The sequence below is a fragment of the Mycobacterium sp. Aquia_216 genome (genome assembly GCF_026723865.1).
Classification (GTDB): Bacteria; Actinomycetota; Actinomycetes; order Mycobacteriales; family Mycobacteriaceae; genus Mycobacterium.
Genome location: NZ_CP113529.1, coordinates 1,966,277 through 1,987,241, shown reverse-complemented (window position 1 = coordinate 1,987,241; position 20,965 = coordinate 1,966,277). Strand labels below are relative to the sequence as shown.

Genomic DNA, 20,965 nt, shown 5'->3' with positions numbered 1-20,965 from the left:
CGGTCGCAGATTCCGAGCACGCACTCACGATCGCTGCGGCCCCCGCGCCACCGGCCAGGCGGAGCAGCCTTCGACGGCTGATCGGCTCGGGGCCGGCGCTGCACCGGCCACGCGTGTCTGCATCCATGTGGAACACCATACGAAGCGCTGTGGCGGCTGGACGTGCTACAGCGAAACACAACTACCCAGCTAGCGACCTCGTCGATGTCAGCCCTGCCCCCGCTACCGTGCGCCTGGGCGTCGCGGCGCGACGCGTCAGCTCTCGCGGTCAGAGCAACCCCGGTGCCAGCGCATGTGAATCACTCGGTCAGGAGCGTCGTGAGCGGCCCAACTGGCGTACGGGGTGGGTCAGGGTGGTCGCGACGGTCTGCGCGAGAAAACCTGTGGCATCGAAGTATTCACGCCAGTGCGTGATCTTCCCGGCGCCGAAGGTCAGCATGCCGGCCACCGGAGCCGCGGCAATAAGCGTACCGTCGGCTCGTCGAAGGCGATCAACGCGCGCGGTGTGCACAACGTCGTTCTTACTGGCGATGCCGAGGATCTCGACGTCGATCGTCGCAAGCCCCAGGACCCGATGTGCGATGCGGAGAAAACGCACCGCCTGACCCGGTCCGGTGAGCTTTGGGATGGGACGTTGATCCCAGACACATTCAGCCGCAAGCAAATCGAATGACGCGCACATCGCGTCGAACGACTCCCCCCATGCGGCGAAGAACCCCAGTACCCGCAGCTCGTGCTGATCGGGTCGCGCATCAATCGTCGTGTTGGTGGACACGTGGCTATCTCCTGTCCGGTTTCCGGCAACCGTTTGCCGATGGTTGTGATCACCCCGTCGAGAACCCCGCGGACTCGGTCCTGACGATTTGGTCCTTGACGACGCGAAGGGCGCACGCATCCTCATCCTTCCTCAGCCGCAGAGGTGGTGGCCAACAGGGCGGGGAATCCAACGTCACGACTATTTAGTGCAGATTCAACGCGTGGGTGGCGCGGACGGCTGAACTCATCCCCAACCGGCTTCCTTACCCAGGATCGCTGGCGATCCGCCCGCTGTGGCTGAACCGGGCGGCGCGGCGCTGGATGCGGTGCATCTGTCCCCGGGTGCGGTGTGGCCGCCCGGCCAGGTGCATCGGGTCGGCGTAGAAGACCGTCTTCGTTATCTCGACGACTACCAGGTAGACGATCGTGAACAGGACCAGCGCGGCGAAGAACAGCCACGGCAGCGGAGTGAACCCGAGTTGGTGGGCCACAGGTGAGACAGTGAGTGCAACGCCGATGACGACGACCGCCAACGCGGCCAGTGTTAGCACCAGACCGGGTCTGCTGCGGACGAACGGCACCCGCCGGGTGCGGATCGCGAAGATGATCAGCGTCTGGGTGGCCAGCGACTCCACGAACCAGCCGGTGCGGAACTCCACCGGCCCGGCATGCAGCACGCCCAGCATCAATCCGAACGTCAGGAAGTCGAACAGCGAGCTGATCGGGCCGAACGTCAGCATGAACCGGCGGATGAACGCGATGTTCCAGTGCGACGGTGCGAGCAACTGCTCCTTGTCCACGCGGTCGGTGGGTATCGCCAACTGGGAGCTGTCATAGAGCAGGTTGTTCAGGAGGATCTGGCTGGGCAGCATCGGCAGAAACGTCAGCACGGCAGAGGCGGCGGCTGCGCTGAACATGTTTCCGAAATTGCTTGAGGTGCCCATTAGTACGTACTTGATCGTGTTGGCGAAGATGCGCCGACCCTCGGCCACACCCATCGCCAGCACACTCAGATCCTTCTCCAGCAGCACCACGTCAGCGGCGTCTTTGGCGACATCGGCGGCGGTGTCCACCGAGATCCCGACGTCGGCAGCGTGCAGGGCTAGCGCGTCGTTGACGCCGTCGCCCAGGAAGGCGACCGACCGTCCGGTGCGGCGCAACGAGACGATCAGCCGTGCCTTCTGTTCGGGCGAGATCCGGGCGAAGATGGTGTTGTCGCGCGCCGCTTCGTCGAATCTGGCGTCGTCGAGGGTGTCCATCGCGGTGCCGGTGATCGTGCCCTTGGAGGGCAAACCCAAATCGGCGCATACCTTTTCGGCGACCTTAGGATTGTCCCCGGTAGCCACCTTGAGTTCGATGCCCAGCGCCGCCAGTTGTGCCAGCGAATCGCGCGCCGCGGCCTTCGGCTCGTCTGCGAACACCAAGAAGCCATCCAGCATAAGGCCGCATTCGTCTTCGGCAGTGAGGGCGGTCAGCTCCGGCGCGGGCTTGCTGGCCACCGCCACCACACGGCGGCCGCTGGTGAACAGTGCGGCCAGCGTGCCCTGCGCCGCGTCGGGTAGCCCCTCGCATTTTTGCAGGACTTGCTCGGGTGCGCCCTTGACCACTAGCACGCGGCGGCCGGCGTCGTCGAGGAGTGCTGAGGTCGCGCGGCGGGCATGGTCGAACGGCAGTGTGGCGACTCGGCGGACGCTTGCTGTCAGCAGGCCCTCAGCGGCTGGAGACTCCCAGAGTGCGGTGTCCATCGCGTTGGCGCTGACACCGCCCGATGCCGCGTCGACGTCGGTGGCCAGCAGACCCGCGCGCAGCACCGCGTCATCCCGCGTACCGCCCGGGTCGACGGCGTCGACCAGGCTGATGCGGCCCTCGGTCAGGGTCCCCGTCTTGTCGGTGATCAATATGTCGATGTCGCCGAGATCCTCGATGCAGACCAGCCGTTTGACCAGGACCTTGAGCCGCGCCAGCCGCCGCGACCCGGTGGCCAGGCTGGTGCTCACCACCGCCGGCAGCAGCTGCGGCGTGATACCCACCGCGATCGCGAGCGCGAACAACACCGAGTCGATAACCGGCCGACGCAGCAAGAGGTTGGTGACCAGGATGAGTACGGTCAGTGCCAGCGCCACCCACAGCAGCAGGTAGGAGAAACGGCGCAGACCGGCCTGGAACTCTGTTTCGGGTTGCCGTTCGCCCAAGCCGGCGGCGATACGGCCGAACTCGGTGTTCGCACCGGTCGCGTACACAACACCCAGGCCCTCGCCGGCACTGACGATCGTGCCCATGAATGCCAGATCGGTCGAATCAGCCAGGCCCACATCGGCGTTGACCGGCGGTACCGACTTCTCCGAGGCCGATGACTCGCCGGACAGGATGCTTTCGTTGCATTCCAGGCCATTGACCTCGATGAGCCGCACGTCGGCGGGGACCGCTTCCCCCAAGGCGAGCCGGATCACATCGCCGGGCACCAAGGCAGTCACATCGACCTTCATGAAGTGCCCGTCGCGGCACACCACGGCCGTGTGGTGTACTCCCGAATGTAGTGCAGCAGAGGCGCGTTCGGCGCGGTACTCGTTGACGAAACCCAAGCCGATGCTGGCAGCCAGGATGATTCCGATGATGATCGCCTGTTTGCTGTCTCCGAGGAAGAACGACAACACGGCGGTGACCGCCAGAAGGCCCAACACCGCGCTGCGCAACTGGCGTCCCAGCACCGCAATCGCGCTCACCTGATGGGTGCGAACAGCATTAGGGCCGTCGCGCAGCAATCGGGCCGATGCCTCCGCGCGGGAAAGCCCGCCTTCCGACGTATCGAGCCACCGCAGCACCACAGCGACCGGTGCGGAGCCCACCCGGCCGGTGGTCAGCGCCGCGTGTTTGTCCTCAGTCGTTGTCACCGCGTGTCCTTGCTAGCGCTGATTCGATGCGCAGCGTGCTCTCGGCAGACGCTTCTGCCTCGACGCCCTCATTGCAGCCACCGCCTAATGGTGTCAGAGGACTCCGCTGATGCCCACGCCGGTCGAGTTCAGGGATCGGGTCAGCAAGACCTATGGCCGCAGGGCAGTTGGACTCACTGCTCGCTCAGATGCCACATCGCTGCGGCAAACCAGGCCGTCCCCGGTCTCGTCAGCGATGAGCACGCAGCTGTCGCGGAGATCGCATCCTTCGGCGACTGACGCGCGCTTACTTGCCGGTGAAACGGGGTTCGCGCTTAGCCGCGAAGGCGGCCAGCCCTTCCTTGGCGTCGTCGGAACGCATCACCTCGACGACCAAGCGCTGCTCGATCCTGCGGGCTTCCTCCTCGTCGATCCAGCCGCTGTTGATCACCGAGGCCTTGGCGTTGCGGATCGCCAGCGGGCCGTTGGCCGCAACGCGGGCCGCGAGTTGACGTGCCTTGTCCAACGATTGACCTGTCGGCACCACATGCCCTACCAAGCCGAAGTGGTAGGCCTCCGCGGCGGTGAGCGGTTCGCCGGTCAGAATCATCTCCATCGCCTTGGTATACGGGATCTGCCGCTTGAGCCGCACGGTCGAACCCGCCCCGGCGATCAACCCGAGCTTGGCCTCGGGCAGGCCGAAAACCGCGTGCTCTTCCGCGATTCGGATGTCGGTCTGCTGCAACATTTCACAGCCACCGCCCAGACATGGCCCGTTGACAGCGGCAATCAGCGGCTTGGCCAGCGAGCGGCTCAGCAGTAGACCCTCACTGATGATGCTGCCAACGGATTTGCCCTCCGGAACGAGCGCAGAGCCCTTGCCGCCCTTGGCTCCCCGGACCATCCACCCGTCGGCGAGGTCGCCCCCGACACAATAGGACGATCCCTCACCCGTGAGGATGGCGACGCGGATGCCATCGTCGGCGTCGATCTCGTCCCAGGCCTGCGCCATCAAAGTGATCATCTCCGGCGTCAGGGCGTTCTTGCGACGCGGGTTGTTCATCGTGAGCACGACGACGTCGCCGTCACGCTCCACCTTCAATTGCGGTTCGTACGCCTGCGATTCGTCGGCCACGTTAGCTCCTCCACCTTCCGGTCGACACCCATAACCAGGACGCCATCAGCCTTCACTATCTATCAAGGCTTCACAGGAAGGGGCGGGGCCTGCGGCCGCCTGGACGACAGCGCTGCAAGTGGCTGCGATCGGCGTGTTCCGGCGGCAGCGATGCACAGGCCGGCAACAAGGAAACATCCGATCGTGTACCAGAGGCTGCCGGTGGGATCACCGCTTGGTGTAACGCCATTGACGGCCCGGAAGTACTCCGGGAGCGACATCGTCCACAGAATGCTCATAACCGCGAGGTAGGCGGTGGCGTAGCCGAGGATCGCCGGGTTGGAATAGCGCGTAGCCTCTGAGTCGTCGTCGCGGCGCGACCGGAGCCACTGCTTGATCAGGATCACGGTGGCAACGACGGCGAGGGCGGCCAGTTCAATGCTGTAGGTGATCACCACCACGATCGTGCTGTGCGATAGCGCACCCGCGATTGTGGCGGGCAGCGGTAGCACCGCAGTGCCGATGGACGCCAGGACACCGATCGTGATGGTGCGCCACAGCAGCTGCGACCCGGAAAATGTTCTGCCGTCTTCAACTTGACGGCCGACGAAAAGTTGGACGAAAAGCGCCAGCGACATCGGCCACAGCGCGGCGAACACCACGACACTGGGGAGGGGCACCGAATCGAAGAACGGCTTGTTCATCGGGTTGTCCAGAGTCCATTCCCACCACCGCAGTTGTGGCCCAAGTTGGTCGAAGATCTCGTAGAACACATGGTGGACAAAGCCGACGCAGACCGCGCCGATCAATACGCCGTAGTGGCGGAAAACCCCGAGCATACGGACGATCTCGTAGGCCACGGTCGCCATCATCGGGTAGACGGCGACGATGTAGAGGGGCAGCCGACCCCACAGGAAATCGACGGTGAATACGTTGTGGGCAAACATTGTGTCGACGTGGCTGCTGATCCCGAAGTCAGCCGGGAAGTACAAGGGCGGTTCAATGATGAGCAGGTACGCGATCGCCCCGAACCACAGCACCAGATTTGTCGGATCGTGATGACGACGCAGCCGCACGATGGCGTAGACCAGCGCCAGCAACGCTCCGGCGATCACCGTGACTTCCAGCACCGGCAGAGTCCAGTTCTGCAACCCAAATGGATTGCGGAACTCGAGGAGGCCACCCGCGGTTTGACACGAAAAGCCAAGTCTTGCAGCAAGGTCGACGAACGTCGGTGCACATGGGTCGGACATAGCAATCCTCACGCGTTCTGTTTATCGGCTGCGGTATACCAGTGAGTGACGTCGTAGCCAGCGTCATAACGCCTGAACCATTCTTCGGCCAGGGCGGGTAGTTTCTCGTGTGCAGGTTTGTGACCAGGGATCTGGCTGCGCACGATGCCCGACATGGCGACAAGCTGTTTGCGCAGCGGCAGATGCTTGAAGGCGTTTTCGAACGGGCCGTCGTCGGGGACATCGACGAACGGCAGTCGTTGCATCAGTGCCTTTTTGCGGCGCTGCATCCCGAACATCGATAAGGCGTCGATCTTGCGCTCCTCGACCGGAATGTGCTTGTTGAACCCTTCGCAGGCTATGCGTAGGACCGACCAGACGTGTTTGAAGATCGACGGCGCCGCGCGCATCCGGTACCAGGGGTCGTCGACGATCGAGTCGTAGATGATTAGTGCCGAGCTGCGGTGCTCGACCTCCTCGACGAAGTGCCACAAGAACAGTGATGCGACTCGATCGTCCCCGACGGCGAACAGCGTGTCGTCATGATCGAGCATCAGTTTGAACGCTGGCGTGAATGTCGCCTCAAGGTCAGCGGTGTACGCGAGCCGGTATTGCAACGGCGTGTTGGCAGTCAGATCGTCGAACGCCGCGATCACCTCATCGAGCGTCTCTTTGAGCGCCGGATAGCTTTTGATCAATCCCTTCGCGTGTTGGCGGTGAGCCATCGAATGCTGACCCTCTTGCCGGACAAACGCTTGCGCTTCCTCTGCCACCGTCGGATCAGTGATCAACGGCATGGCCTCGGTGATCATGTGGCCGATCATCTTCTCAAAAGCGATCGCCAGGAACGAAACCGCGTTAGCCATGCTGGAAAAGGCCGGATTGTGCTCGTTCCACAGGAAAGGAACGTGATGGTCGGCGAACGCGAACCGCATCTTGCGCACGACGAGATCCGTCATCAGGTGCTCCTCACTGGTTTCCTGCCCGCCGCCCACAGCAGCAGCAGCAGCTGGAAATAGTTATCATACATCGATGGCATACGTTGTATGATTACTTCAATGTCGAGCCTTAGTCAATGGCGCAGGCGAACCGCCGCTTCTGTAGCGGTTATGCGGAGCCGATATCCTGCGGGAATGTTGGTGCTTGGAGTTGTCGACCGTGGCGCGTAGGCGCGGCTGGGACGGGCATCCTCCGCTCACCGATGAGGAAGCCTCTCAACGCATTGTGGCCACGGCGGTCAAGTTGATCGCCGAGACCGGCTCCGATGTCAGCCTCGCTGAGGTAGCCGAGTCCTTGGGGGTCATCCGGCAGACGGTGTACCGCTACTTTCCGACCGCCGAAGCGCTGATGCACGCAGCGGCGGTGGCCTCAGTCGACGGCTTTCTCGATCGGCTCACCGAAGCCGTGCGCGGTATCGGCGATCCAGCCGAGGCGATGACGGAAGGCGTGTTGTACGCGCTCGAACAGGTAACGCGCACACCGCATTTGGGTATCCTGCTGTCCGAACAGTACCGCAACTCCCATACGCCGAACCTGGCATCCGATGAAGCCCAGACTTTTGGGATGCGGATGATTACCCGCTTCGACGTCGACTGGGCGCGATACGGCTACGACCAGGCGGCACTGCGCGAACTGGTGGAATTTACCTTACGCACGATGCTCTCGTTCTTCGTCGCGCCCAACGACCCCCATCGGAGCCGAGAAGAACTGCGGCGCTTCATCAAACGGTGGCTGGGGGGCGCTATCTTGGCCCAGCAGCACGGCGGCGCCGCTCCTGTCGCCAACAAGCACTAGCGGCGTTGGCAGTTTCGAACGGTACCGTCGAGATTGCTCTCGCTCAACGCGAACCGCACCAGAGGACTTCGTGTCACACCTTGCCTTTGAGGAGCTCACCGACAACGAGCTGGGTGTAATACCAGGCAGTCTTGCCGATCGTCGGCGCGTCGATGGTACTGAAGATGGCATCGGCGATACCGAAGGGCATCATGCCCGGTATCGGCCCGCGCGCGTACTCGAGCATGAACGCCGCGTCTGGCACGGCATAACCCTTTGCTCTGCCTCCCGCCAAATAGGCCACATCCCCAGGCCCGTACACGCTTCGCTCGAATTGACCCTCCTCGTAGCACCACACCTCGCCGTCGATGATGAAGTCCCACACCTCACTGGCGTAGCGGCCTGAGTGGCCTTCGGTGCCGATCGGCGTGCCGAAAAAAATGAGGTATTCCGACAGTGAGGCGTGCAGCAGCTTCATCTGCCCCATCGCGCCGCCGGCATTGTTGAACACCCAGGGGATGTCGTCACGGATGTGACCGGGATACTCGCCTTTCAGCTCGGCGATGATCTGCGAAAAGGCCGCATCCTTGGTGTCCAGACCCGTTGCGTTCTTTGCGATCGCGTGCAGAGTCCCGGAATCAAATATCGCTCCCATGGTCAATGACGCTATCCTATCATACACATTCTGTCTATCGTGTATGATGACTCTCGCGGTGCTGATTGCTGGGCACCGGCCCTGCTGCCGCGCGGCATTGGATAAATAAACCTGGCCAGAACTTGTGCTCTTGCCTGTTGATCCTCTGTAGAGCTGCCGGGAGTCGAAACCGACGCTCTACCAGTCAATTTTGCGCCTGAAATGCAGTTTCGCTTTATTTCGATCAACCTCAGAAACTCTCGTCACCCCCGTTTGGCTTTCGAGTCTTGACGGCGTCAATACCAAGACCTTGGGAAGATCGCCCGTCATCGCCGGAGCGGCAGGCTGAGCTTCGATATCTTCTAACGATGGACGTGGGGCACGACAAAAACCCCGCACGCCCGGCGGCTGAGCCGCAGACTCCCGTGAAACCAGAGGGCCCGGGACGTCCCCGCGACCTCCGCCGCCGGGCAGCGGTGATCAGCGCGACGCGTGCGCAACTGACATCTCGGGGCTACGACGACGTCACGCTGTCGGGGATCGCCCGTCAAGCCGGTGTGTCGCGCCCTTTCGTCTATCAACATTGGGGAAGCAAGGTCGCGCTCGTTGAAGAAGCCATCTTCACGACACCCGACGAATACGTTCCCGTCGACGACGATGCGCCGTTCGCCGAGGCGCTCACCAAGCTCGTCACCGCAATGGTTCAAGTGCAATCCGACTCTGCTTACCTGGCAGGCCTGCCCGGTGTCGCTGCAGAACTTTACAACCGTGCTGATCTGGTCGAACAAATTGAATCCCGCTATATCGCGCCCATCCGCGCGGTGTATGTCCGACTCATCGAACGCGGGAAGGCCGAGGGCCTGGTCCGACCCGATGTCGACGGAAGTGCGCTGCTTGACACAGTCCGAGGCGCGGTCATGCTCCACACATTGATCAATACGGCGCTGAAGCCGAAGGATCTAGTCGAGCACTTGTGCTCGCTGATCCTGCACGGGATTACGGTGACGTCGTGATCCTTGCCGCCGCGTCCCAGCCCGGGGTAAATGGTGGGACTCAGCGGGCGTTGAACCGCACCGGCATTGCGGTGATTCCGTTGATCCAGCCGTGCCGCATCCGCCGAGGTGCTGCCGTCACCTCGATGTCGGGCAGGTGATCGGCGACAGCGTTGAGCATAATGCCGAGCTCTTTACGGGCAAGATTGGCACCAATGCAGTAGTGCGGACCAGTGCCACCAAAGCCCAGATGGGGGTTGGGATTTCGCAGTATGTCGAAGGTGAAGGCATCGCTGAACACGTCCTCGTCGTAGTTTGCCGAACCATAGAAAAGGCCGACTCGCTGGCCTTTCTTGACGGCAACCTCGCCTACGGTGGTGTCGCGTCGGGCGGTGCGCTGGAAAGCGTTGACGGGACTGGTCCAACGGATGATTTCGTCGACTGCGGTAGTCGGCCGGTCGCGTTTGTACAGCTCCCATTGGGCCGGATGGTTGAGCAACGCCAGCATGCCAGCTGAGGTGGCATTGCGCGTTGTCTCGTTGCCGGCAACGACGAGTAACAGCATGAAATAACCGAATTCGAGCTCCGTGAGTTGATCGCCCTCATCGTCGACTGACACCAACCGGCTGATGATGTCATCGGCGGGCTCGCGCTTTCGTCGCGCCGCGATTTCGTAGGAGTACCCCATCAGATCGACCATCGCGAGCTTGGCGTCATCCTCGCAGTCGGGGTCCTCCGCGGCCATGATCGTGTTCGACCAATGAAATAGCTTGGCATGATCGTCTTCGGGAAAACCAACGAGGTCGGCAATGGCCCTGAGGGGAAGTTTGTGCGCGATGTCCTCGACGAAATCGCCCTCCACTTTGACCGCGGCCGCGCTGACGATCTGTCGTGCCGATGCGGTCAGGCCGTCCTCGAGAGCCGCAACATTGCGAGGGGTGAATATGCGGGAGATCAGCTTACGCAGCCTGGTGTGTACCGGCGGATCGGAGTTGTGCATCATCACCTTCGCCGCTTCGATTTCTTCGATCGGAACGTCATTGGCATAGCGCATGATGCAGCCGTTGTCGTGTGAAGACCAGGTATCCGGATCACGCGAAATCTCGCGTATGTGAACGTGTTTGGAGATCACCCAAAACCCTCCATCGTGGAAGCCGCCACCCCTGTTCGCATCCTGCTCGTTCCACCACACCGGAGCGGTGCGCCTGAGAGTGGCGAACTCGCGGACCGGCAACCCTTGGGCCAACAATCCGGGATCGGTGAAGTCGAAGCCTTCTCCAAAGCCGGGGTCGGCTCCCAGCGTCGGTGACGTCATCATGTTTTCCCGCTCCTTTGACGGATGTGGGCGCCGCGATCAAATCGGGTCCCGTCCGAACGCACGTGTATTACCTTACAATGTGTAAGATAATACGGAGAGGCCTGTAGGGCCACGCCAGACGGGACACCATCACGTGAGCAAGGACGCACTGCAGGCGCTCTTTGACCTCAGCGGCCGCACGGCCATCATCACCGGCGGTACTCGCGGGATCGGATATGTCCTCGCTGAGGCGCTGGTAGCAGCCGGCGCCAATGTTGTTGTGGCCAGCCGTAAACCCGACGCCTGCACCGCGGCGGCTGACAAGCCGCGATCCTTTGGCGGCAGAGCACTCGGAGTCCCGACCCATCTCGGTGACATTGAGGCGATCAACCGGCTGGTCGTTGCCACCGTCGACGAATTCGGCGGTGTAGACATCGTCGTCAACAACGCCGCCAACCCGTTGGCATTGCCGCTGGGCGAGATCACTGCCGAAGCGTGGTCGAAATCCTTCTCGGTCAACCTTCAGGGCCCGGTTTTCCTGGTCCAGGCGGCGTTGCCTTACCTGCGCGAAAGTAAGTATCCCGCGATCCTCAACATGGTGTCCGCCGGCGCGTTCATTTTTTCGCCGGTGGTGTCGATGTACTCCGCGGCCAAGGCCGCCATGGTGTCGTTCACCCGCTCGATGGCCGCCGAGTTTGCGTCGCAAGGTATCCGTGTCAATGCGCTCGCTCCCGGATCCGTCGACACGGACATGGTGCGCGGCAATCCTCCCGAGTTCATCGACGCGATGAAAGCCTCGACGATTATGGGCCGGATCGCCGATCCAACCGAAATGATCGGCCCCGCACTGCTTCTGGTGTCAGATGCCGGCAGCTTTATAACCGGGCAGACCATCATCGCCGATGGCGGCATGGTCGCGCGCTAGAACCCCCGACAACCCGTGCCCGGACTGAACTTCGTGGAGACCAGCCTGTAACAGGAGGACCGCAATGCCGCCAATCATCAACTATGAGAACAAGACTGTTGTCGTCACCGGCGCGGCGACCGGAGTCGGTGCCGCCTTGGTGGACAAGCTTCGCTCCGCCGGCGCGGCGCACATCGTCGCCCTTGACGTAAAGACGTGCGGCGACGGCGTCGATCAAACCATCGCTGTCGACTTGTCCGATCCGACGGCTGTCGACGGGGCCATCGCCCGTCTTCCCGACACCGTCGATGTCTTATTCAACAACGCGGGGGTCGCTGCGACTCAACCGTTGCCGGTCGTGATGGGCGTCAATGTCTTCGCGCCGCGCCGCCTGATTTCCTCGGTGCAGCATCGGATGCCCCCGGGCAGCGCGGTGGTCAATACCGCGTCGACCGCCGGGGGCGGATACCTCGAACGGCTAACCCCGATTCTCGAACTGCTGGCACTCGAGGACTGGGACGATTCCTTGAACTGGGTCTCGGCACATCCCGAACTCACCCAGAATGCCTATGGCTTTTCCAAGGAGTGTGCCCAAGTAATCACACTGCTGTGGGCGACCCCGCTATCCGGCCGAGGCATCCGCGTTAACAGCGTGTGCCCCGGTCTGATCGACACACCGCTAATGGTCGATTTCAAAGCATCCATGGGCGCACCGATCCTGGACTGGATGATCAGCCAAAGCGGTCAACGTAAAGCAGCGCCAAGCGAAGTCGCCGATGCCCTGGTCTTTTTGGGCTCCGATGCGGCCACCTACATCAACGGGACCAATCTGCTCGTCGACAACGGATTTTCCGCGGCAATACTGACGAATCAGATCGACTACACGAGTATGCCCACTGTCGACGGGCTGATGAACGCAACGGCATGACTGCCGGCGCGTTGGTGCGGCCACCCGCCGCCGATGATGTCGATGTCCCCGGAACTCGGCCCCCGCAATCCAACTGTCCGCCAGACAACTCACGCCGTCGCGCCCATCGTGGCAGGGGGCGGCGAGGAAGGCACACCGCGCTATGAACGAGCCCGGCTCCTCCGAACAGGCTAGGCCCCGCGCGTCTCAGCGTGACCCCGACCAGCTGGCCGAAGACTTCCAGCGATGGCTGCGCACCCACCAGCCCGACGCAACGGTCACCGAGGCAACGGCGCCGTCGTCGAATGGGATGTTTAGTGAGACATTGATAGTCAGGGCGCGCTGGTGTGACCAGCAGCATCTGTTGGTGCCCCACTGCATTTCGGCGATCGGTTCACCCATCTCGCGTTTCACGAACACGAAGACGGCCGCCGTTGGCTACAGACCGCACAGATCCTCGAGCCCATTCCTTCCGAAGCGTCGCCATGCAGCACCGTAGGTGTGCGCGAATGCCGCGACATCAGTTACGAACTCCTGTGGGAACCGGGACGACGCGAGATCCGGGCTGCACACTTGTGGTTTCAGGATCCCATTGACGGCGAAACGCATATCGAGGTGGAAAAACTCTTCACCTTTCGCATGCGTGGTATCGGCTACTGGCATCCTTACTGGGGGCACGGGTCGAACCACGGACAACTCGAGACAGGCCGAGAATCAATACATCTTGACGATTTCGACCCAACTGACTTCGCCTCCATACACATACAGAATGGGGTCCGGGCCACAATGGGTGACCGCCGCGGCATCGGAGTGGTCGAACAAATCGCACTCGGTCCTCACCGTCCCACCGGGCTTACCGGCTTCCTCGACGGGTATGGGCGATGACATAGTCCGGCAGCGGCTGCAATGCGCGCGGCGCGGAGCGGCCAGGAGTCGCCACAGTTCGCCGAGTTGAACCGGTTTGGTCGGGGCAACCCCGGCAGACCACCGAGGCCCGGCGACAACGAAGCCTCACGATGAGTTGGATCGGAACATTGTCCGCACCGCGGACCCCGCATCGTTTATCTCGGGGACGCGCGGCGTTGGATGATGTTCGTCCAAAGGCGTCGAAGGCTGTCCAGACCCCCGGCAGTTGAACTCCATAAGGTGGCGTCGCCGACGAGGACATCGCCTGCGAAAACCCCTATCCCGGAGTGCAGCAGGGCATCGAAGGTAGACCGCCCGCCGTGGAGGAAGGGATGCGCTGGTGCCGTCGGGTCGATGCGCTGACGAGCGAGCACGTTCATTTTCAGGACGGCATCGCCGAGCCTCTCGAAGTGCGGCAGATGGGGATGGACATTGAAAGTGCTTACCCCGTCGAGAAACTTCAACCGGTCGAGCCCACTTTCGATTTCGATCGGCATCGGCGAACCATCCGGTCCCGCGGCGGGGCGCAGCCCGAATCGGTTCTCCACCGGGACACCGAGTCCGGCCAGCAGCGAGCGTCCGAAACCGCCAAAGCCCTGCTGCGGCGGGATGGTCTTGTCGCCGTGATGAAAGAACTCGGCCTCCTGGCGCTGCAACCGGTCAAGACCCGAAAGCCCTTCCGCGCGACCGATATCGTGATGCGGGGAAACGACCAACAGGTTGCCGGGTGTCGCCAGGAAAGCCCGCACGGCGCTCAACTCGGATTCCGCTGCTTCCTGGTCGGTACGCAGCGAATCGAAACTAATAATGATGAGTGTGTCGACAGTGTCGAGCAGGTCGTCGCCGAGCAGAACCAGCGTGCCGTCGTCCTCGACGCGCTCTGACTCACTTACCGACCGCCCGGTCTGGGCGCGGGCCTGCTCGACGAAGACGGCGAAGTTCTTCTTCAGGATATGGTCGAGGAATCCGGCCACGGTCTGGTCGAACCGACTCGGATCCGAGAGCTCTTCCAAGCGCGGATAAAGCATCCGCCGACTTTCGAACAACGCCGGAAACCGATTTTCGATAACGGTAAGCGGAGCACCGGTTTCTGCTGGGCGGCTCCACGCGTAGTAGACAGCGACTCGACGACCGGTCATATCAGAGAGCCCAGCATCTGTCTGCGTACTGCGTCTAGGGTCGGTGTCGGTACCACTAGGAGGATTCGCCGATGAAGTGCCGGTGCAATTCCTCTGTGAGGATTTGGATTTGGCGGGTCAATTCGGTGTTGGCTTTGAGCTCCAGTTCCTGAGCTTCAAAGTCGTGGTCGGCTTGGGCCTGTTGGAAGGCGGCTTGGCGATTCTGGCCGATCATGACAAACGTCGACAAGAAGATCGCTTCAAGCGATACCACCAGAGCCAGTATCGGCCACGAGTACTTTTCCAATATGAATATCCACACGGCGAAAATGACCGCGTGAATCCAGACGAAGTTCATCGAGCCGGCGAAAGCGGTGATGCGATCGGCCATCCGCAAGTGCAGTCTCTCGCTTCGTCTCTTCGCCTCTGCCAGCACGGCCGGATGGTGGATTTGACTATCGCGCGGCAACCGGTGCGGGACGAGTTGAGGGATGTGCCGATCGGCGTTGAAGCTCCGGGTTGTCATGTTCCGTCCTTCCGAGTCCACAGGGCTCATTCTGACCTCGCTTCGCGGCATCGGCATAGCCAAATTGCCCCGGTCGCCCGAGATGTGAGCGATCGCGAAACCAAGCAGTCTGTTACACAGCGCCATTCACTGAGAGTTAGCAAATCCGACGCCCAACACCAGCCGGCCGCAACCGGGACCTTGCGGCAGCGGTTCTCAGTCCCGGCCCCTGCCTCCAAACAGCTGCAAGAAGAACGAGAACACATTGAGCGCATCCAGGAAGATCGATGCGGCGATAAGCGGTGCCGAGTCCATATCCGTAGATCGCCGGAGCCTCTGGAAGTCGACCATGGTGAGACCCGCAAAAACGACGAGCCCGAGAATCGAATAGATCACCGCACCGCCGGGAATGTGGACGAAGATCAACACGACCCCGAACCCGATGAGGGCAAGTAACGCCCAGAAGCCGACACGGGCGATCCCAGACAGGTCGGTGCGAGTGGCGTAACCGAAGGCGCCGCAGCCGGCAACGAACAGGGCCGTCGCACCGCCTGCCTCCCACAGTGCCTGGGGGTCCGCCTCTGCGTAGTAGACCAGCGTCGGCGACATCCCGAGCCCCATCAGTAGTCCCACACCCAACAGCAGTGCCATGCTTAGACCCGCCGAGCTGCGGACGGCGAACCGCATGCCGATCAGGCAGATGAACGCCAGAATGAAGAACACGAACGCCAGGCCGTTACCGAGGTTTCGGCCCAGGTAGGCGCCGAGCGCGAAAAGTCCCGCGGTGGCAGCCACCAACCACATGACCTGACCGAAGAGAGTACGAGTGCGATTCTGCGCCCCGACCGCGCTGAATTCGGCTGTGCTCATGACATGTCCTTGCCAAGTCGGGAGAAAGGATTCGGTGCTGCGGTGTCTAGCATGCGCGAAGTCTTTCACCGCGGCGAGCCGACGTCGATGGCATAGGAGACAACGTCGGCACCTGATCGGTGGGCCTCCGAACATTGCCTAGTGTGATTCGAAACGCGCCTGTCGGCGCGGGCGATGACGTCCGGCCCGACGACGCGTCCCACACCGTCAATCGCGGGTCCATCAAAGGACTTTTAACACGCCGATCGCCGTCACGACATCCCTTTCGCCGCGTCATTCGCGAAGACGATATCGCCAACCCGACCTGGCCAACGTCGGAAGGCGGATTGTTCCGATCAAGCCGATCGTGATCCTTCTGCACAAATAGCCCGGCCGCATACCGTTCCGGGATGACGTCGAACGCGGGCAGCATCCTGACCCAGGTGCCGCGAGCCACACCTGCGACTTTCAAACAGGCCCTTTTCGTCGCAGTGACGGCCGGACTGGGCTACGGCTTCGACTCCTACGCGGTGAACATCTACGGCCTGGTGCTGCCGGACATCAAAAAGACGTTGCACATCACCGACGCCGAAGCCGGATATATAGGTTCGATCTTTCTGCTCGGCTACACGATCGGCACGATCGGGTTCGGATACGCCGCTGACAGGTGGGGGCGTAAAGCCACGCTCGGGGCGTCGATCCTGCTCTACGGCGTAACTACCGCACTAGCAGGACTCACGACGAACATCGCCGCCTTCACGGGCCTTCGCTTCCTCACCGGCGTGGGCGGTGCAGGGGAACTCGCGGTCGGCGCCCCATACACTGCTGAAGTTTGGCCGACGAAGACCCGCGCCCTCGGCGTCGGTGGTGTGATCTTCTCCTTCTTCTCGTTGGGTTACGTTCTCGCCGCAGCCGTTGCGCTGGCCCTGGTCCCCCATTTCGGTTGGCAATCGGCGTTCATCGTGGCGATTGTCCCGGCCATCGTGTTGTTCCTTGTCCGACGAGGCATCACAGAGTCGCACCGCTATGCCGACGTGCAGGCCAAAATCGTGAGCGGCGTTGCGAAGCCGCGGCTTTGGCAACTTCCCGGGGTGCGGCGACGCCTCATCTCCGGCTGGCTCATCTACACCGCCAACGCGGTTGGCTTCTGGGGCGTGTCGATTTTCTTGACGACCTACATTGTGAAGAGATTTCATGCATCGCCCATCGAGGCAATCCGCTACGCGCTGGTCTTCTTCCTGTTGCAGGTCGTTTTCGTCTACCTCGGGACCGCGCTCGCCGATTGGGTAGGTCGTCGGCCCTCGGCGATCCTTGCCGCGCTTATTGAGATTGCCTCAACGGTCCTGGCTGCCACCTCTTACTCGCTAAACAGGTATCTGATCTTCGGCGCGATTGCCATCGCCACGATCGGCTGGCTTTGGGGCGTTGGCGACGCCTACATCTCGGAGCTTTTCCCAACGGTCTTGCGCGGCACCGGTTTCGGAATCGCTGTTGGCGGCGGTCGTGTCGTCTCCATCGCCGCGCCGACCATCGTCGGCTGGGCGATTACGCGGTATGGGCTAGAGACCCCATACCTGGCACTGGCCGGCCTCTGGGCCTTGACGCTGGTCGGCTACCTGCTGGGCCCAGAGACGAAAGGCAGAGAACTTGAAGACCTAGCCGACGAGGCCCTCACGGAAGACCTCGTACCCGTCGAGACGAAGAGATAGCTGAGCTTCCTGCCGCTGAGCTGGCGGGAATCGAGACCGGCGGTCTACCAGACGTTTTGGCGTCTGAACTGCCGGTTCGTTACTTCTCGTTCCCATTCACCAGTCGTTACCCCAAAGTTTCGCTTCGAGTCTTGACGGCGCCAAGTCGGCACGCACATCAGGGACCTTCGACCTTCGATCCCGCGGCGGCGGTTGTCGCCGCGTTAGAGACTTATTTCCCTGGGGTAAGTGACATAAGCCACTACCCCTAGGGGGTATCACTGGACCATGCTGAATCGGATATGTAGCCATCTGCGCTGCAGTAGCGAAGAGGTAGGCATCGTCATGGCGGCGTCCGGGCAGATCACAAGTCTTACAGGGCCACGCTGGTGATCGTTGTGCTACTGATGGTTACCTTCGTCGCGAGCGCCTGGATCGCGCGCATCTGCCGGGCGGATCGCAACGAAACGGGCCACCGGTGGGCTATCCGATCTAGTGCCGTTGGCTACGGGCACGAGCCTGCGGCGGTGTCGGGCCCTCATCGTCGAGGCGGTTATCGCCCGGCAGCGGCTGACTGGGGAGATCGATGCCGAGACGTATCAGACCCGGATGAACGAACTGGTACGGCAAGGCATTTCGGGGCGCCGTCCAGAGCACGACGTCTAATTCGTGTCTGCTGTTGAGGAGTTCATGATGTCCGGTGTTGATGCTGGCGTTCTGGTGGGCGCGGCGTTGGCGATCGCTGGGTTGGCGTGGTATTTCTTTGCCCCGCGACGCCCCCAGGCCGCCGTGGTCAGCGACGGGGTGCAGCGCATCGAGGTGACGGTGCGTGGTGGGTATAGCCCCAACGTCATAGAGGTGCGCCGCGGCATTCCCGTGGAGGTCGAATTCGACCGGCAGGAAGCCGGCGATTGCAGCTCGCGGGTGGTCTTTCCCGACCTCAATTTGTCGGCGACCCTACCTGCGCACGAGCGCACCATCGTCAGGTTCACCCCAGAACAGCCGGGGTCATTCGGGTTTAGCTGCGGGATGAATATGATTCACGGCACTGTGGTCGTAAACCCCAATGGAACGGCCGCTGCATCTCTCGGAGCCGAAAGACCTGACACTGCAATTGGTTACACCCCTTCTGCGGGTGCTAGTGGGCCGACTGCCGCCGAGGTCGAAGCTCCGCAGGCAGCAGAAAGACACACGGAAATCGCCGACCTGACCCGCCGGGTCGTGATCGGCGCGGTACTCACCGTCCCGGTGCTGTATGCGGTGATGGCTCAACCGTTGGGCGCCCACTGGGTGCCGTCGGTCTTGCTCAACCATTGGCTGCAGCTGACGGTGATCACCCCGGTGATGTTTTACGTGGGCTGGCCGATCCACCGCACCGGTTGGCTGGCGCTGGCGCACCGCAGCGCCGACATGAACAGCCTCATCACGTTAGGCACGCTGGCGGCCTACACCTATAGCCTGCTGGTCACGGTCGCTTCCTGGGCCTTGCCGGCCGGACTGCGCGATGTGTATTTCGAGGCAGTCGGAGTGATCCTGACCCTAATTATGCTGGGCCGGCTACTAGAAGCCCGCGCGAAGGCCGGGACCGGCGAAGCCATCCGTGCCCTGCTTGGCTTGCGCGCCCGTACCGCCCGTGTCCTGCGCGACAATGCCCAAACCGAGATCCCCGTCGATGAGGTTATCGTCGGTGACGAAATCCTGATCCGTCCCGGGGAGAAAATCCCGGTCGACGCTACCGTGTTGTCCGGGCATTCCGCCGTTGACGAGTCGATGGTGACCGGGGAATCCATGCCGGTGGTCAAGCACGCCGGCGACGTGGTCATCGGCGCGACGGTCAACACCACCGGCTCGTTGCGGGTGCGTGCGGCTAAAGTCGGCGCGGACACCATGCTGGCGCAGATCATCCGTATGGTGCAGCAGGCACAGGCGTCGCGAGCTCCGATCCAGCGGTTGGCCGACGCGATCTCGGCCTACTTCGTGCCGGTCGTGATCGCCACTGCCATCGCCACTTTCGCGATCTGGTTCGTCGTCGGGCCGGCACCCACATTGACCCAGGCGTTGGTATCGGCGGTAGCGGTTCTTATCATCGCCTGCCCCTGCGCACTCGGTCTGGCGACCCCCCTGTCGATCATGGTCGGCACCGGCAAGGGTGCCCGCGCGGGCATTCTGATCCGTTCGGCCGAAGCGCTCGAGACCGCGCATAAGCTCGACACCATCGTGATGGACAAGACCGGCACTATCACCGCCGGTAAACCGGCTCTTACCGATGTCCGCGTGACCGGAGCGGTCACGGAGAGCGAACTGCTCATGCTGGTTGCGGCCGCCGAAGCCGACAGCGAACACCCCATCGCCAGTGCGGTGGTTACCGGCGCCCGCGATCGAAGCATCAACCTTCCCGCCGTGTCGGCGTTTGAGTCAGTTACCGGCAAGGGCGTCCGGGCCACCGTCGCGGGGCTTAGCGTACTTGTTGGCACCGCAACGTTGCTGGCCGAAAATGGTATCGACACAGCTGAACTCGAGCACATCGGCGCAGAATTAGCCGCCGCAGGAAAGACCCCGATTCTCGCCGCCGTCGACAGCCACCCGGCAGGGGTCTTCGCGGTCGCTGACACCGTCAAGGAGGAGTCCGCGGCGGCTATCGCCGCCCTGCACAAGTTGGGCCTGCAAGTCGTGATGATCACCGGAGACAACGCGCGCACCGCCGCCGCGATCGCTCGCCAGGTCGGGGTCGAACGGGTATTGGCCGAAGTCCTACCCCAGCACAAGGCCAGCGAGATCCGCCGGCTGCAAAGCGAGGGCCGAAGGGTCGGGATGGTCGGTGACGGCATCAACGACGCTCCCGCCCTCGCCCAAGCCGACGTCGGCCTGGCTATCGGCACCGGTACCGATGTCGCGATCGAAGCCGCCGATATCACGCTGATTTCGGGATCACTCGCCGGTGTGGTCACATCGATCCGGCTCTCGCGCGCCACCATGCGCAACATCCGGCAGAATCTCTTCTTTGCTCTGATTTACAACGCCATCGGCATCCCGCTCGCCGCGGGGGTCCTCTATCCGCTGCTCGGGCTGCGGCTCTCGCCGATGATCGCCGCCGGCGCCATGGCCCTGTCCTCACTCTCGGTCGTCGGCAACGCCAACCGCCTACGCCGCTACCGGATCCAGCCAACGCGCGGTGCCGAACCATCAACGATTGAAGCTCGGGCGGAAACCGTTGCCGCCCAACACCAACCCATCACTGACCAAACCCGAGGATGACAGCACATCGGTCGGCGCTCCCGATCAATGCGATCTAGGTGGACGACCACGAGTCTCAATCGAATTATCGATACGCAAGCATGCGGTTTGACCGCGCGACGCGACCGACGGTCCTTGGAACGCTAGCGATCACATACCCGCTTTGCACGCAGGTTAATTACTGAT

General features: G+C 62.3%; 16 protein-coding genes. 6 read left to right on the top strand and 10 right to left on the bottom strand.

Annotated features, from left to right (window positions below):
* Positions 1-307: 307 nt before the first annotated feature.
* From OK015_RS09390 to OK015_RS09370, 5 genes are all read right to left on the bottom strand, one after another.
* A complete protein-coding gene (locus OK015_RS09390; RefSeq protein ID WP_268130911.1) occupies positions 308-775 on the bottom strand; it encodes a limonene-1,2-epoxide hydrolase family protein in 468 nt (155 codons plus the stop codon).
* A gap of 244 nt (positions 776-1,019) precedes the next feature.
* Positions 1,020-3,647 (bottom strand): magnesium-translocating P-type ATPase, encoded by a 2,628-nt coding sequence (mgtA, locus tag OK015_RS09385; protein WP_442791227.1) that lies wholly within the window; start codon positions 3,645-3,647, stop codon positions 1,020-1,022.
* Between the two features lie 286 nt (positions 3,648-3,933).
* The gene (locus OK015_RS09380) at positions 3,934-4,689 is read right to left on the bottom strand and encodes an enoyl-CoA hydratase-related protein (RefSeq protein WP_268132574.1); all 756 of its coding nucleotides are present in this window, start codon (positions 4,687-4,689) and stop codon (positions 3,934-3,936) included.
* A 134-nt stretch (positions 4,690-4,823) separates the two neighbouring features.
* Positions 4,824-5,993: a DUF7802 domain-containing protein gene (locus OK015_RS09375; RefSeq protein ID WP_268130909.1), complete on the bottom strand. Its 1,170-nt coding sequence runs from the start codon at positions 5,991-5,993 to the stop codon at positions 4,824-4,826.
* An 8-nt stretch (positions 5,994-6,001) separates the two neighbouring features.
* On the bottom strand, positions 6,002-6,931 hold the full coding sequence (locus tag OK015_RS09370; protein WP_268130908.1) for a metal-dependent hydrolase: 930 nt from the start codon (positions 6,929-6,931) through the stop codon (positions 6,002-6,004).
* Positions 6,932-7,130: 199 nt separating this feature from the next.
* Between OK015_RS09370 and OK015_RS09365 the strand changes: the two genes are divergently transcribed.
* Complete coding sequence (locus OK015_RS09365; RefSeq protein ID WP_268132572.1) at positions 7,131-7,766, top strand: TetR/AcrR family transcriptional regulator; 636 nt, start codon at positions 7,131-7,133, stop codon at positions 7,764-7,766.
* Between the two features lie 73 nt (positions 7,767-7,839).
* Here OK015_RS09365 and OK015_RS09360 read toward each other — a convergent pair whose 3' ends face one another.
* Positions 7,840-8,400 (bottom strand): ERG2 family protein, encoded by a 561-nt coding sequence (locus OK015_RS09360; protein WP_268130906.1) that lies wholly within the window; start codon positions 8,398-8,400, stop codon positions 7,840-7,842.
* A 347-nt stretch (positions 8,401-8,747) separates the two neighbouring features.
* Between OK015_RS09360 and OK015_RS09355 the strand changes: the two genes are divergently transcribed.
* Positions 8,748-9,392 (top strand): TetR/AcrR family transcriptional regulator, encoded by a 645-nt coding sequence (locus OK015_RS09355; RefSeq protein ID WP_268130904.1) that lies wholly within the window; start codon positions 8,748-8,750, stop codon positions 9,390-9,392.
* Between the two features lie 40 nt (positions 9,393-9,432).
* Here the strand turns inward: OK015_RS09355 and OK015_RS09350 are convergent, their stop codons facing one another.
* Entirely contained in the window at positions 9,433-10,689 is a 1,257-nt protein-coding gene (locus OK015_RS09350) for a cytochrome P450 (RefSeq protein WP_326498528.1), read from the bottom strand.
* 133 nt (positions 10,690-10,822) lie between these two features.
* Here OK015_RS09350 and OK015_RS09345 point away from each other — a divergent pair, with 133 nt between their 5' ends.
* Positions 10,823-11,593, top strand: a complete 771-nt coding sequence (locus OK015_RS09345) for an SDR family NAD(P)-dependent oxidoreductase (RefSeq protein ID WP_268130902.1) — start codon at positions 10,823-10,825, stop codon at positions 11,591-11,593.
* Between the two features lie 64 nt (positions 11,594-11,657).
* On the top strand, positions 11,658-12,500 hold the full coding sequence (locus OK015_RS09340) for an SDR family oxidoreductase (RefSeq protein ID WP_268130900.1): 843 nt from the start codon (positions 11,658-11,660) through the stop codon (positions 12,498-12,500).
* Between the two features lie 1,040 nt (positions 12,501-13,540).
* On the opposite strand, the gene OK015_RS09335 is transcribed toward OK015_RS09340, so the two are convergent.
* The 3 genes from OK015_RS09335 to OK015_RS09325 all read right to left on the bottom strand — a co-directional run bounded on the left by OK015_RS09335 (position 13,541) and on the right by OK015_RS09325 (position 15,878).
* A complete protein-coding gene (locus OK015_RS09335) occupies positions 13,541-14,413 on the bottom strand; it encodes a hypothetical protein (protein ID WP_268130899.1) in 873 nt (290 codons plus the stop codon).
* A 166-nt stretch (positions 14,414-14,579) separates the two neighbouring features.
* Positions 14,580-15,029 (bottom strand): DUF1003 domain-containing protein, encoded by a 450-nt coding sequence (locus OK015_RS09330; protein WP_268130897.1) that lies wholly within the window; start codon positions 15,027-15,029, stop codon positions 14,580-14,582.
* A 195-nt stretch (positions 15,030-15,224) separates the two neighbouring features.
* Positions 15,225-15,878 carry a Bax inhibitor-1/YccA family protein gene (locus tag OK015_RS09325; RefSeq protein ID WP_268130895.1) on the bottom strand — a complete coding sequence of 218 codons (654 nt, stop codon included), beginning with the start codon at positions 15,876-15,878 and terminating at the stop codon, positions 15,225-15,227.
* 389 nt (positions 15,879-16,267) lie between these two features.
* Between OK015_RS09325 and OK015_RS09320 the strand changes: the two genes are divergently transcribed.
* Positions 16,268-17,566, top strand: a complete 1,299-nt coding sequence (locus tag OK015_RS09320; protein WP_268130893.1) for an MFS transporter — start codon at positions 16,268-16,270, stop codon at positions 17,564-17,566.
* 672 nt (positions 17,567-18,238) lie between these two features.
* Entirely contained in the window at positions 18,239-20,800 is a 2,562-nt protein-coding gene (locus tag OK015_RS09315) for a heavy metal translocating P-type ATPase (protein ID WP_268130892.1), read from the top strand.
* Positions 20,801-20,965: the final 165 nt, after the last annotated feature.